The organism is Croceibacterium segetis (assembly GCF_011320115.1).
GTDB classification, from domain to species: Bacteria; Pseudomonadota; Alphaproteobacteria; order Sphingomonadales; family Sphingomonadaceae; genus Croceibacterium_B; species Croceibacterium_B segetis.
Genome location: NZ_JAANOZ010000003.1, coordinates 242,993 through 256,364 on the forward strand (window position 1 = coordinate 242,993; position 13,372 = coordinate 256,364).

The following is a 13,372-nucleotide window of genomic DNA, read 5'->3' on the forward strand; positions in this document are numbered from 1 at the left end:
ATGTTTGGCTAGCCACACCGACCCCCTATAGCCCCTCTTCGAGCCCTCTACTGACCGCCCTCTATCGGCGACGCAAGGGCAACATCGGCGACGAGGTCGATGCCTAAGCCCGCACCGCCTCCACCACGCTGACCGCCGAATCCGTCGGCACCACCCGCGTCACCCTGAACCCGTTCGGCTCGAGCAGTTCGGCGTATTCGGCCGCGGTGCGTTCCTCGCCGCCCGGAACCAGCATCATCATCATGTCGAGCATCTTGCCCATGTGCGGGGCGTCGCCTTCGGGCAGGACCATCTCGACGATCAGCAGCTTGCCGTCGGGATTCATCGCCTCGCGCACGTTCTTCAGGATCGTGGCGTTCTCGCCGTCGTCCCAGTCGTGGATGATGTGGCTGAGCAGGTAGGCGTCGTGGCCCTTCGGAACGCTCTCGAAGAAGCTGCCGCTCTCGATGGTCACCCGGTCGGCCACCCCGTGGCTGGCAAGCAACGCCGGTGCGTCGGCGACGACGTGCGGAAGGTCGTAAAGCACACCCTTCACGTTCGGGTGGCGCGACAGCACGTGGCCGAGCATGTTGCCCGAGGCCCCGCCGACGTCGACCAGCGAGCCGATGCCCGAGAAATCGTAAGCCTCGGCCACCGCCGGCGGCTCGCGGCCGTGGAAGCCGACCATCGTCTCGCTGAAGAAGGTCGCCATGCCGGGGTTCTTCTGGAGGTACTCGAACAGGCTCTGGCCGTGCGCCTTCTCGAAGCCGGGGTCACCCGTGACGAGGCCGTGGTCGAAATCGATCCACGCCGGCTTCACCATGTCGCCGATCAACGCGATTACCGCCGAGCGCGCCGCGCCGGGCGCGCCGGTCCTCATCGCCTGGCCCAGATCGGTCAACCGGAAGCTGTCCTTGCCGGCAAACGCCAGCAGGCCGATCCCGGTCAGCGCTCGCAGGAAACGGTACAATTCCCGGTGACGCATGCCGTATTCGGCAGCGAGGTCCTTCGCGGTGCGTGGGCTGTCGCCGTCGAACTTGTCGGCGAGGCTCATCTCCGCCGCCTGGAGCAACAGTTCGCCGCGCCAGTGGTCGATGGTCATTTCCATCAGCCGCGATGCGGCGGCGGCTTCCTGTTCGCTTGTGGTCACGCGATCCCTCTCCCTTTGTGTTTGTCAAAAGGTAGCGGAGGGATGAGCGCTTGTCACCGCCGCCGTTGATCGCCTCAGATCAGGTAACCGACCTCGTAAAGCCCCCACTTCCGGCCACCGAAATAGAGCGGCACGAACACGCTGCGCAACGCACGGAAGCGGCCTTCGCCGAGGTCCTGCCGGTAAGCGAACAGAAAGTAGTCGTCGTCGCCGTCGAGCGCGCGGCGCGTCTGGTTGTCCATGAAGATTTGCCGGTTGCGGCTGACTTCGAGGTTGCGCAGGCGCTCGCCGGGAATCGGCGCCTGGCTGCGTTCGGTGATGTGGGTCGGCAGGTAGCCGTTCATGTCGACCAGGCAGCAGCCGACGACCGCCTTGTTCTGGCGTGTCCAGCGATCGAGGATCGGGCGGATGTGCAAGTCGGCGAAGTCGGCGAAGCCGTTGTCGTACTGGACCGGATCGGTGCCCGGCCGCGGCCGGTAATCGATATCGAACAGCGCCGTCTCGTTGAGTTCCGGGGTGCCGAGGCGGCTCTCGATCAAGGCGGTGACTTCGTTGGCGCCTTCGATACCCATCGCGATCAACGGATCGTTGCGCGTCTTCACGCCACCGTGCGCCACCCGATTGAGCATGTCGTTGGCATGGCTTTCGAGCTGATCGAGCCGCATGCGCGCCTCGTCCGCGCGCTTGGCGCTTTCGGCGGCGACGGAATAGAATTCGTCCATCCCGAAGCCAAGCGTTTCGACCGCCACTGCTGCGCGCTCGTTGCAGCCGGCGATCGCTTGCGAGCGATCCTGGAACTGCAGCACCAACGCAGCCATCTCGCTCATCGATTCGCGCAAGCTGTCGATGTGCAACGTCGTCTCCCGGCCCACGGCGATGTTGGCGCTGAGGCCGGAAATGAGATGTGCGGCGGTCTCGTCGAGCGCGGCGATGTTGCTTCCGACCTCGCTGGCCGATTGCGAGGTCGTGTTCGCCAGTTGGCGGATCTCGTCGGCGAGGACCTGGAACGGCTTCATCTCGGCCCCGCCCCGGGCCGCCTCGATGCGGGCGTTGAAGCTGAGCATCTCGGTCTGTTCGGCGATGAGCTTGAGCGCCCGCGAGATGCCGCCGATCGTCGCCAGCCGCTCGAGGAACGACTGCAACTCGTCGTCGAGCCCGGTGACGCCAACGACCAGCCGTCCAACCTCGTCGAGAGACTGCTGCGCCACGCGGTTGCCGCGATGAAGAACTCTTTGCGCAAGTTCCGCCGAATGCAGCAGTTCGCCCGTGGCGGCGCGACTTTCGACTTGCGCGGTGGTGAGCGAGTCCATCGCCACCGACAGTTCCACCAGCCGCTCGGCCTCCGCCGCCATCTGCCGATTGAGGCGATCGAGCTGGCCGCCGGTGTCGCTGCATTGCACGGCAATTGCGCCGGATTGCTCGCCAAGATCGGCCAGCAGCGCCTCGATGTTCAACAGGTCACCCCCCATACACCCCCCGGGCAAAACTGGCGCGACCCAAGCCTTGTTGCACTGCACTAGCTGCACTGCAACATGAATTGCTAACAGAGGAATACCGGCAGTGCCGGCGGAGCCTCAGCCGAAGCTGTAGGCCAGCTCGAGGTCGCCCCAGCGGCGGCCGGCGATTTCGAGCGGGACGCAGACGTTGCGCACGACCTTGTAGCTGCGCCCGTCGCCTTCTTGGCGATAGACCGCCATCATGTACGGCGCCCGGCTTTCCTTGGCCTTCCGGTCGATCGCGTCGAGAATGATGCGGCCGTTGCGGCAGTGCTTGGTGTCGTGCGCCTTGTCCCCGGTCGGCTCGCGCGAGAATTCGCTGAGGTGCGCCGGCAGGTGTCCGTTCATGTCGGTGCAGGCGACCGCCATGATCTGCGGGTCCGAGGCGACGATCCGGTCGTAGACCGGGCGCCAGCTGCGGTGAGCCCACGGCATCAGCCTGTTGGCAAAGCACTTCGGGTCGCTGCCGGGGATGAGCTGGTAATCGCGGTCGAACAGCGCGCTTTCGGCGAGTTCTCCCGCGTCGAGCGCGGCCTCGGTCAGCTCGGCGATCTCGCGCGCGGCGGCCTGGGCGCGCTCGACCATCAGGCTGTCGGCCGGCGAGAGGCCGGCGCCGACGATGTTGTCGAACATCACGTTGGCGGTCATCTCGAGCTGTTCCATCCGCGAATGCGCGGTGTCGAGCTTGGCTTCGTTGTCGAGCGTCGCAGCGTCGAAGCTGGCGACGATCTTGCGCACCTCGCCGACATGGACGCCGATCCCTCCGGTGGTGCGCGCGATCAGTGCGTTCTGGCGATCGACTTCCTCGACGAAGCCGATCACCTCGCCGAGCGTCCCCTCGATGCTGGCGATCGAGTTGCGGGCTTCGTCGCTCGCCTGAGCGCCCGCGGCGATGCGGGTGACGACCTGTTCGGCCTCCGAGCCCAGCGTGTCGATCGTGCGCGAGATTTCCTCGGTCGCCTTGCGGGTATCGTTGGCGAGGCTCTTCACCTCGTCGGCGACGACCGCGAAAGTCTTGCCCGCGTCGCCCGCGCGGCGCGCCTCGATCATCGCATTGAAGGCGAGGATGTTGGTGGTGTCGGCGATACGGCCGATGTCCTGGCTCGTCCGTCGAACCTGCTCCATAGCCGCGGCGAAGCCGGTGACGTGCTGGGTCAGGGTGTCGACCGTGACCAGCAACTGGCCGACCTGGCCGAGCGACGAGCGTATGAGGTCGGTGCCGCGAAACAGCCGGTCGACCGCCTTCTGCGACAGCATGCGGGCTTCGTCGGAGGCGTCGGTGACCTGCTGCTGCTCGGTCTCGAGCGCCGCGATCGTGGCGGCCAGCTCGGCGTGCTCTTCGCGCAGCCGCTGCGACGAGCGGGCAACCCCTTCGACAATTCCCGCAACGTCCGAGCAGCCGACTGTGACTTCACCGCAATACCGCGGAATGGCGTCGATGCCCGACGCCTCCGCCTCGAAAAATTCACGCTTCATGGGGGACTTTCGCTGACGGACCGGAACTTCGCTGGACGGACCGATAGCCGCGCTTCGTAAGGGAACTCTTAAGCGGGCCTCAGGCGATGTAGGAAATCTCGTAATCGCCCCAGCGGCGGCCATTGATCACGATCGGCACGCTGGCCAGACGGACCACCCGGTACTGCTTGCCGTCGCCTTCGTAGCGGTAGACCGCCATCGAGTAAGGCTCGTCGCTGTTCTTGATCCGCTTGTCGATCGCGTTGAAGATCATCCGCCCGTTCCGGCAATACTGCAGGTCGTGCGAGTATTCGCCGGTCGGCGGCCGCGACCGGTCGCTGAGGTGGGTCGGCAGGAAGCCGTTGCGGTCGTCGCACACCGTCGCGACGATGTTCGGGTCGGAGGCCTTGATCCGGTCGAGCACCGGGCGCCAGTTGGCGTCGGCCCAGTCACTGAAGCGGTTACGGTAGAGTTGCGGGTTGGTGCCCGGCACCTCGACGTAGTTGTCGTCGAACAGCCGGCCCTCGTCGAGGCTGCCGTCGGCGAGCGCGGCGAGCGCCAGCGCGGTGACTTCCTCCGAACCTTCGCGCGCGCGCTCGACCATCAGGCTGTCCTGCGGTGCGAGGCCGGCGCGGACGACGCGGTCGAACATCACGCTGGCCATTTCCTCGAGCTCACCCATGCGCTCCTGCGCCTCGACCAGCTTGCCTTCGTTCTCCGCGGCGGCGGTCTCGAACTCGGAGAGCACGGTGTGGACGCGCGTGACGTGGTTGCTGATGGTGCCGGTCGAACGAGCGATCTGGTCGTTCTGACCGTCGACTTCGCGGACCAGCTCGCCCACCCCGGAAATGGTCTCGTCGATGCGCGCGATCGAACTCTTGGCCTTGTTGCTCGCCTCGGCGCCGGATTCGATCTGGCCGATGACCTTGTTGGCCCGGTCGCCCAGCGCATCGATAGTGCGCGAAATCTCGCTGGTCGCCGCCTTGGTGTTGTTGGCCAGCATCTTCACTTCGTGGGCGACGACCGCAAAGGTCCGGCCCGCTTCACCGGCACGCATCGCCTCGATCGCGGCATTGAGCGCGAGGATGTCGGTGGTACCGGCGATGCTCTCGATGTCGGCCGAGCAGCGCTTGACCTGTTCCATCGCCGCGGCGAATTCGGTGACGTGCTCGATCAGGGTGTCCACCAGCGACACGAGGCTGCCGATCTCGCCGAGCGACGACTGGATCATCGAGGTGCCTTCGCCGAGCCGGCCGATGGCCTGGGCCGAGAGCATGCGCGCTTCCTCGCTCGCCTCGCTGACCATTCGCTGATCGGCTTCCATCTCGGCGACCGAGCCTTGCAGGGCGGCGTGCTCGGCGCGCAGCCTTGCTGAGGATTCGATGACCTTTTGCAGGATGCCGGTCACGTCGGAACAGCCGACGGCGACTTCGCCGCAGCTCTGCGGGATGATCTCCAGGGCCGAGCTTTCCGGCCGGCCGAACGCTTCGTGCTTCATTGCTCTTGCCGCTCCCCCACGGACACGTGGCGGTCACAACTAAGAGACTTTGGTTAACAGACGGATAAGGGTTTCACCGTAGCCGGTTCGGTATCAATCCACGCGCGCCGGCTCGAAGCGTTCGCGCGGCACGTGGGCGAACATGTCCTTGACCGCCGGGCGCTCGTTGATCTGGCGGATCCAGCGCAGCAGGTGCGGCGTGTCGCTGTCGTTGACCATCTCGGCAAAGCCCATTTCCATGCCGTTGGCGATGGCGAAGTTGCAGATGTCGGCCAGCGAAAAGATCCCGCCGGCAAGCCATTCGTTGCCAGCCAGGTGATCGTCCAGCTTGCGCACCGAGACGGCGATCTTGCGCATTTCCTCGTCGAGCACATCCCTGGGGAAACCCTCGCGGGCTCGCCGCCATTTCACCTGCTGTTCGGGCACCGGGACCTTGGCGACCATGTCCTCGAACTCGGCGTCATTGAGGTTCTTGACCATGCCGCCGACATAGCGGTGCCACCCCACCGTGGAGACGCACCAGCAGAAGTATTCATCGACCCACTTGGTCCAGATTCGCATCTGCGCCCGGTCGAAGGAATTGTCAGGGCGTAGTCGCACTTCGGTCGGGTATTCGTCCTCGAGGTATTCGCAGATCACCGTGGATTCGGTGACGATCTTGCCGCCATCGTCGAGCGCTGGGACCTGTCCTCGCGGGTTGATGGCCTTGTACCAGTCCGAATGATGCTCGAACTCCGCGGGATTGAGTTGCTTGTGCTCGAACTGCAGGCCCTTCTCGTAAAGCGCGAGCAGTGGCTTCAGCGAGTTGGCCCCGGGGCCGAAACTGTAGAGCTTGAGCATGGCATCTCTCCTGCGCGGCACACCTAACGAGAGTGCAATCGCGAGGGCAAGCGAAATCCGGACGAAGTCAACGACTGGGACGGCCTCGTACGGATTGGCCTTCGCCCCCCGCGATGATATACGCGGCCGCCGAGGAGATAAGTCATGCGCATCATGATCTTGCTGCCGGCCCTGCTCTTGAGTGTGAGCGCCTCCGCCGAAGCTCCCTCGAAGGATTCACCCATTCCTGCGCGGCCGGTTTTGCGCGACCGCGTTGAATTGGCCAATCCTGGGGCCACTCCCGTCTGCCACGACCGCATCGAAGAGGTCCGCGATTCGCGGGGATTGCCCAAACTGCAGCGAGATACCGCCGCGCCCGACGAACCGCTTCTGCTTGCCGCGGTGGACAAGCGGATCGGCGGCTGCTCGGTGCTGGTCATGCGCAACAACCTGAGCGACATCCGGCCTTTGCCGGAATACCGCAACGGCCCGGCCCAGCTAAAGCCGCTCGCCGGTCAGTAAAGCAGCAAGTCGGCCACTTCCTCGCGCCAAGTGGCTTCATCGGTTGAAGCCAGGGCATCGAGATCGGCCGGCTCCGCCGCCGGATCGTCGACCCATTCGCGCAAGCCAGGCCCGCCGTTGATCACGTCGATCGCGAGGCGTTCGAACTCGTACTCGTAGGCGAAATCGCGCCAGATCGAGTATTCCGGATGGAGCCGGCGGATGGCCTTGAAGGCGAGCGCCTGCAGCCGCCAGGGGCGAAAAGCTTCGTGGTTATAGAACGGGCCTTTCGCGTGAATCATCAGAGCGTTGCAGAGCATACCTGCATGCTTGTGGAAGGTCGGCGTGAACCATGATTCGCGCAGTGCGCAGCCCGCGAGCCAGTCCGGCGCGAGGCGATGCATCTCCGCCAGCACCGCTTTGGCGTCGAGATCGGGTGCGCCGAACAGGATCTCCAGCGGGCGGGTCGTGCCCCTGCCCTCGCTCAGCGTCGTGCCCTCGAGCATGACGGTGCCGGCATAGGCGCGCGCCATGTTGAGATTGGCGGCGTTGGGGCTCGGATTGATCCAGATGCGGCTCTCGGGCCAGCCGAAGCCCGGTCCGGCCTCGGGCAACCAATCGTGCATCTCGATCACCCGGTATTCGACGTCGAGGTTGAACCGGCGCACGAACCACGCACCCATCTCGCCCATCGTCAGCCCGTGGCGCATCGGCATCGGCGCGGCGCCGACGAAGCTTTCCTGTCCGGGTTGCAGCAGCGTCCCTTCGACTGGGCGCCCGGCCGGGTTGGGCCGGTCGAGCACCCACACCGCCTTGCCGTGATTGACCGCCTCCTCGAGGAGGTAGAGCAGCGTCGTGCAGAAGGTATAGATGCGGCAGCCGAGGTCCTGCAGGTCGAACAGGAACACGTCGGCGGTGCTCATCATCTGCCCCGAGGGGCGCCGCACCTCGCCGTAGAGGCTGAAGATCGGAATGCCGTAGTGCGGATCGGTCTCGTCCGCGGTTTCGACCATGTTGTCCTGCTTGTCGCCTTTGAGCCCGTGCTGCGGGCCGAAGGCGCTGGTGACCTTGATGCCCGCCGCGATCAGGGCGTCGAGCGAGTGCGTGAGGTCGGCGGTCACCGAGGCCGGATGGGCGACCAGCGCGACGCGCCTGCCGTCGAGTTGCCGCCTGAGTTCCGGCTCGGTGAGCAGCCGGTCGATGCCGAATTTCATGGCCGCTTCGGTGCCGGAAGCGTCGCGGCGAAGCAAGCGGGGTCGTGGAAGTCGGGCTTTTCCGCCTGGTGGGCCAGCGCCCAGTAGCTCTTTACCCCGCCCTGTTCCTCGATCACCGCCGTCAGGTTCATGCGGCAGTCGTCCTCGGGCAGCGCCGATAGCGGGATCGCGGCGTCAAAGATCGCGAAGCTGCTGCCGAGCCGCATCGTCCCTTGCGGCTCGCGTTCGACCGGACGCTCGGCCATCCCCTCGCGATAGCCGGAAAAGTCGTAGGCGGCCCAGCGTTCGGACGGCGAGAGATTGAACTCGCAGTAGCCTGGGCCGCGATCGTGCATCAGGAACAGCTCGAAGCAGGTCGTCTGCCACAGCCCGTCCGCCCTGCCCTTGCCGGCGAACGGCGGCACCACCAGCGCCTGGGCGCCGTCGATCCGCCAGCGCAGCCGCAGCCAGAAATCGTCCGCGCCGAGAACTCGTGCGGCCACCGCGGTAACCTTCAGCGGAGGATGGGCCGGATGAGGGAAGAGGCTTCGTTCGATTTCCATCAAAATATGGCCATCGTCATAAAGCATTTTCCTACATCGAATCGGCCAATTATCGGCTTCACAATCAGCTTCGCCACAACGGGGGAAAAGCCATGCTGAACGCGGTCATCGACATTTCGCACCACAACGGCAAGTCGCTCAATTTCAAGTCGGCCAAGGCCGACGGCATCCTCGGCGTGATCCACAAGGCTTCGCAAGGCACGACCGGCCGCGATCCGATGTTCAAGGCCAACCGCAAGAAGGTTCACGACGCTGGCCTGCTGTGGGGCGCCTATCACTTCGCAACCGGTAGCGACGGAGTGAAGCAAGCGGTCAACTTTCTCGACGCCGTGGGCGACCCGCAGGACGTGCTGATGGTGCTCGATCTCGAGCCCAACCCGACCGGACCGTCGATGAACCTGATCGAGGCGCATGCCTTCGTCACGCACATCCACGATCAGACCGGCCGCTGGCCGGGCCTCTACTCCGGGCACACGATCAAGGAGCTGCTCGGCAGCAACAAGGATGCGCTCCTCGCCAACTGCTGGCTCTGGCTCGCGCAATATGGGCCGACGGCGGTTGTGCCGGCAAACTGGCCGACCTGGACCATGTGGCAGTACACCGATGGTGCGATCGGCGGCGATCCCAAGTCGGTCAAGGGCATCGGCCATTGCGACCGCGACCGCTTCAACGGGTCCGAAGCGAACTTGCGCAAGCTTTGGCACGGCGGCTGAACGGGCCACCCGCGGGGCTTTGCGGGCCGGGCGGCGCATGCTAGCGCGCGCCGCGAACCATGACCTACAGCTCCTCCCTCCTGCGCCTGCTCGACGAGCGCGGCTACATCCACCAGGTGACCGACGCCGCGGCGCTCGATGCGCTGGCGAGCAAGCAGGTCGTGCCGGGCTACATCGGCTTCGACGCGACGGCGTCTTCGCTGCACGTCGGCAGCATGGTGCAGATCATGTTGCTGCGCCGCCTGCAGCAGGCCGGGCACAAGCCGATCGTGGTAATGGGCGGCGGCACGACCAAGGTCGGCGATCCTTCGGGCAAGGACGAGAGTCGCAAGCTGCTCACCGGCGAGACGATCGCCGCCAACATCGCCTCGATCCGCGCGGTGTTCGAGCGCCTGCTGGTGTTCGGCGACGGCCCGACCGACGCGGTCATGGTCGACAACGCCGAATGGCTCGACCAGCTCGGCTACGTCGAGCTGCTGCGCGAGGTCGGCCCGCACTTCACGATCAACCGCATGCTGACCTTCGATTCGGTCAGGCTGCGGCTCGAACGCGAGCAGCCGCTGACCTTCCTCGAATTCAACTACATGATCCTCCAGGCGTATGACTTTCGTGAACTGGCCCTCCGCGTCGGCTGCCGGCTGCAACTCGGCGGCAGCGATCAGTGGGGCAACATCATCAACGGCATCGAGCTTGCCCGGCGGATGGACGGCACCGAGCTTTACGGCGTGACCACGCCGCTGTTGACGACCGCCGACGGCGCGAAGATGGGCAAGACCGCCGCCGGGGCGGTGTGGCTCAACGAGGACATGCTGCCGAGCTACGATTTCTGGCAGTATTGGCGCAACACCGACGACCGCGACGTCGGCAAGTTCCTGCGCCTGTTCACCGACTTGCCGCTCGAAGAGATTGTCCGGCTCGAAGCGCTCGCTGGCGCGGAGATCAACCAGGCCAAGATCGTCCTCGCCAGCGAGGTCACCAGGCTCGTCCGTGGGGATGAGGCGGCACGGGCCGCGGAAGCCACCGCCATGGCCACTTTTGCTGGCGGCGGTCTTGGCGAGGACCTGCCCGTGCTGGTCGTGCCCCCCGAGGGCATCCGTCTGGGTGCTGCCTGCACAGATCTGGGCTTCACCGCCTCGAACGGTGAAGCCAAGCGCAAGATTGCCGAAGGCGCGGTGCGTCTCGACGATCGACCCGTGACCGATCCCGGCTTTCTCGTCCAGGTTTCGCCGGGACAGGAACGCAAGCTCAGCCTCGGCCGCAAGCGCCACGGAATCCTCCGCTCCGCCTGATCCTGAGGCCCTCCTTTACCCTTTTTCCAGCATTTGTTGCGAAAAGGAGGCTCAAGGGATGGAACGAAGGAACTTTACCAGATGAGCGGAGCACAGCTTTCGGTCACCGATCAGCGCCGGGCGACCCGGCATCCGGTCGACCATCCGGTCATCGGAGAGCACCGCACGCGCGGTGACGTTCCGTTGCACATCAGCAACATCTCCGCCCATGGCTTCATGGTCAGCGGCGCGCCGGTTCTCGGCCGCGGCGATCGTGTGATCGTCCGCCTGCCGTCGATCGGTCGCATCGAGGCCTACTGCATCTGGACCGCCGACGAACGCGCGGGCTTCCAGTTCGAGCGAATCATCCGCCTCGACGATTTCGAAGCGATGATCGAAGCACTCCAGCCCAATCCTCGCCTGCGCCGCCGCGGCTAAAGCGGGTCTCCACACCGGGATAGATTCTGAACGCTTGGCAGCGCAATCCGCGGCTGCCATTCCGCGCGGGTGATTGAACCGACCTCGCCGCTGCAGATCGCCGATTACCGGCGCTTCTGGCTGGCGCGCTTCCTTGCGGTGTTCTCGACCCTCTCGATGGTGGTCCTGATCGGCTACCAGACCTACGACGTCGCTCGCGCCGACTACGGCATGGACCGCTCGCAGGCGGCTTTCATGCTCGGCCTGCTCGGCGCGGCCCAGTTCGTCCCGCTGATGCTGCTCACGCCGGTGGCGGGAGTGGCCGCCGACCGTTTCGACCGCCGGATCGTCGTGCTTTGCGCCAATGGAGTCGATGCGCTGATCGCAGTCGCCCTCGCCCTGGCGACCTGGCGCGACGCGCTCAGCTTGCCGTTGCTGTTCTCGCTCGCCGCGCTGCACGGTTCGGCGCGGGTGTTCAACGGGCCCGCGCTCTCGGCGATCGCCCCGAACCTCGTCTCACAACAATTGCTCCCCAAGGCGATCGCGCTGAGCTCGATCGCCTGGCAGGTCGGCACGGTGATCGGCCCGGCGATCGGCGGCTTGTTGTTCGCCTGGAGCCCTTCGTCGCCCTATTTCCTGTCGGCCGCGCTGCTGCTCGCCTCGGGCCTGCTGATTCTCTCGATCAGGCCGGTTCGCGCGCAGCATGACGGACCGCGGGCTCATCCGCTGAGGCAGATGATCGAAGGCTTTCAGTTCGTCCGCCGCGAACGGTTCCTGCTCGGCTGCATCACGCTCGACTTGTTCGCCGTGCTGCTCGGCGGCGCCACGGCGATGCTCCCGGTCTATGCTCGCGACATTCTCGCCGTCGGCCCCGAAGGCCTCGGGATAATGCGCGGGGCGCCCGCCGTCGGCGCCTCGCTCGTGGCCGCGCTCCTTTCGTGGCAGCCGCTCGAGCGCAACGTCGGCGTAAAGATGTTGTGGGCTGTCGTAGCCTTCGGCGCGGCCACGATCGTTTTCGCGCTTTCGCGCAGCTTCCTGCTTTCGCTGGGCGCGCTCGCGTGTCTCGGCGCCGCGGACATGATCTCGGTGTTCGTGCGCAATTCGCTGGTCCAGCTCAACACCCCCGACAACAAGAGGGGCCGCGTCTCGTCGATCTCGGGGCTGGCGATCTCCGCCTCGAACGAGCTCGGCGAGCTCGAATCGGGCTTGGTGGCCGGGTTGATCGGCGCCACCGGGGCGGTTGTCTTCGGCGGGGTCGGTGCGATAGTGGTCACCGCGATATGGGCGTGGATATTCCCCGAGCTTCGCCGGGCGAGGACCTTTGCCCCTACATTCCTGCACGAAGGTCAAGCGCAGCAAGAAACAACGAAGGAGCCAGCGTCATGAAGGCAGACAGCGTCCTCGCCACCATCGGCAACACACCGCACATTCGCCTGTCGCGGATGTTCCCCGACCATGAGGTGTGGGTGAAGAGCGAGCGCAGCAATCCCGGCGGCTCGATCAAGGACCGCATCGCGCTGGCCATGGTCGAGGATGCCGAGCGTCGCGGAGCGCTCAAGCCGGGCGGCACGATCATCGAGCCGACCAGCGGCAACACCGGCATCGGACTGGCGATGGTCGCCGCGGTCAAGGGCTACAAGCTAGTGCTGGTCATGCCCGAATCGATGAGCCTCGAGCGGCGACGGTTGATGCTGTCCTACGGCGCGAGCTTCGACCTGACGCCCAAGGAAGGCGGGATGAAAGGCGCAATCGCCCGCGCGACCGAACTGGTCGAGCAGACCCCCGGTTCGTGGATGCCGCAGCAGTTCGACAACCCCGCCAACGTGGCGATCCATGCCCAAACGACCGCGCAGGAAATCCTCAGGGACTTCGCCGATGCGCCGTTCGACTATCTGATCACCGGCGTCGGCACCGGAGGCCACCTGACCGGCTGCGCCGAAGTGCTCAAGAAGTCCTGGCCGGGCCTCAAGGCTTATGCCGTCGAGCCAACGCTTTCGCCGGTGATCGGCGGCGGCCAGCCCGGCCCGCATCCGATCCAGGGCATCGGCGGCGGGTTCATCCCGACCAACCTGCACACCCAATCGATCGACGGCGCCATCGCAGTCGAGGCCGAGGACGCCAAGGAAATGGCCCGCCGGTGCGCCCGCGAGGAAGGCCTGCTCGTCGGCATTTCGAGCGGCGCCACGCTGGCGGCTATCTCGCAGAAACTGGCGGAAGTGGACACCGGCGCCCGTATTTTAGGCTTCAACTACGATACCGGCGAACGTTATCTCTCGGTGCCGGATTTCCTGCCCACCGAATAGCGCAGTAAGCCCTTGCG

The 13,372-nt window shown here is 65.5% G+C and carries 13 protein-coding genes; 6 read left to right on the forward strand and 7 right to left on the reverse strand.

What is annotated here, in order from left to right; translation table 11 throughout:
- Positions 1–103 precede the first annotated feature (103 nt).
- The 5 genes from G7B69_RS04895 to G7B69_RS04915 form a co-directional block, all read right to left on the reverse strand.
- Complete coding sequence (locus G7B69_RS04895; protein WP_207785951.1) at positions 104–1,129, reverse strand: methyltransferase; 1,026 nt, start codon at positions 1,127–1,129, stop codon at positions 104–106.
- A 74-nt stretch (positions 1,130–1,203) separates the two neighbouring features.
- Positions 1,204–2,598 carry a methyl-accepting chemotaxis protein gene (locus tag G7B69_RS04900; RefSeq protein WP_207785952.1) on the reverse strand — a complete coding sequence of 465 codons (1,395 nt, stop codon included), beginning with the start codon at positions 2,596–2,598 and terminating at the stop codon, positions 1,204–1,206.
- A gap of 105 nt (positions 2,599–2,703) precedes the next feature.
- Positions 2,704–4,101, reverse strand: coding sequence for a methyl-accepting chemotaxis protein (locus tag G7B69_RS04905; RefSeq protein WP_166176684.1), 1,398 nt, complete (start codon positions 4,099–4,101; stop codon positions 2,704–2,706).
- A 79-nt stretch (positions 4,102–4,180) separates the two neighbouring features.
- Positions 4,181–5,578: a methyl-accepting chemotaxis protein gene (locus tag G7B69_RS04910; protein ID WP_166176686.1), complete on the reverse strand. Its 1,398-nt coding sequence runs from the start codon at positions 5,576–5,578 to the stop codon at positions 4,181–4,183.
- A gap of 93 nt (positions 5,579–5,671) precedes the next feature.
- A complete protein-coding gene (locus G7B69_RS04915) occupies positions 5,672–6,418 on the reverse strand; it encodes a glutathione S-transferase family protein (RefSeq protein ID WP_166176688.1) in 747 nt (248 codons plus the stop codon).
- A gap of 144 nt (positions 6,419–6,562) precedes the next feature.
- Here G7B69_RS04915 and G7B69_RS04920 point away from each other — a divergent pair, with 144 nt between their 5' ends.
- Positions 6,563–6,919: a hypothetical protein gene (locus G7B69_RS04920; RefSeq protein ID WP_166176690.1), complete on the forward strand. Its 357-nt coding sequence runs from the start codon at positions 6,563–6,565 to the stop codon at positions 6,917–6,919.
- Here the strand turns inward: G7B69_RS04920 and G7B69_RS04925 are convergent.
- On the reverse strand, positions 6,913–8,112 hold the full coding sequence (locus G7B69_RS04925) for an exo-beta-N-acetylmuramidase NamZ family protein (protein ID WP_166176692.1): 1,200 nt from the start codon (positions 8,110–8,112) through the stop codon (positions 6,913–6,915). The genes G7B69_RS04920 and G7B69_RS04925 overlap by 7 nt on opposite strands.
- Positions 8,109–8,654 carry a DOMON-like domain-containing protein gene (locus G7B69_RS04930; protein WP_166176694.1) on the reverse strand — a complete coding sequence of 182 codons (546 nt, stop codon included), beginning with the start codon at positions 8,652–8,654 and terminating at the stop codon, positions 8,109–8,111. Before G7B69_RS04930 ends, G7B69_RS04925 begins: the two co-directional genes overlap by 4 nt.
- Before the next feature lie 92 nt (positions 8,655–8,746).
- Here G7B69_RS04930 and G7B69_RS04935 point away from each other — a divergent pair, with 92 nt between their 5' ends.
- From G7B69_RS04935 to cysK, 5 genes are all read left to right on the forward strand, one after another.
- A complete protein-coding gene (locus tag G7B69_RS04935) occupies positions 8,747–9,367 on the forward strand; it encodes a glycoside hydrolase family 25 protein (protein WP_166176696.1) in 621 nt (206 codons plus the stop codon).
- A gap of 59 nt (positions 9,368–9,426) precedes the next feature.
- On the forward strand, positions 9,427–10,656 hold the full coding sequence (gene tyrS / locus G7B69_RS04940) for a tyrosine--tRNA ligase (protein WP_166176698.1): 1,230 nt from the start codon (positions 9,427–9,429) through the stop codon (positions 10,654–10,656).
- Positions 10,657–10,737: 81 nt separating this feature from the next.
- Positions 10,738–11,073, forward strand: a complete 336-nt coding sequence (locus G7B69_RS04945) for a PilZ domain-containing protein (protein WP_166176700.1) — start codon at positions 10,738–10,740, stop codon at positions 11,071–11,073.
- A 72-nt stretch (positions 11,074–11,145) separates the two neighbouring features.
- Positions 11,146–12,438 carry an MFS transporter gene (locus G7B69_RS04950; protein WP_243415036.1) on the forward strand — a complete coding sequence of 431 codons (1,293 nt, stop codon included), beginning with the start codon at positions 11,146–11,148 and terminating at the stop codon, positions 12,436–12,438.
- Positions 12,435–13,355, forward strand: a complete 921-nt coding sequence (cysK, locus tag G7B69_RS04955) for a cysteine synthase A (RefSeq protein WP_166176704.1) — start codon at positions 12,435–12,437, stop codon at positions 13,353–13,355. Before G7B69_RS04950 ends, cysK begins: the two co-directional genes overlap by 4 nt.
- The last annotated feature ends 17 nt before the right edge of the window (positions 13,356–13,372 follow it).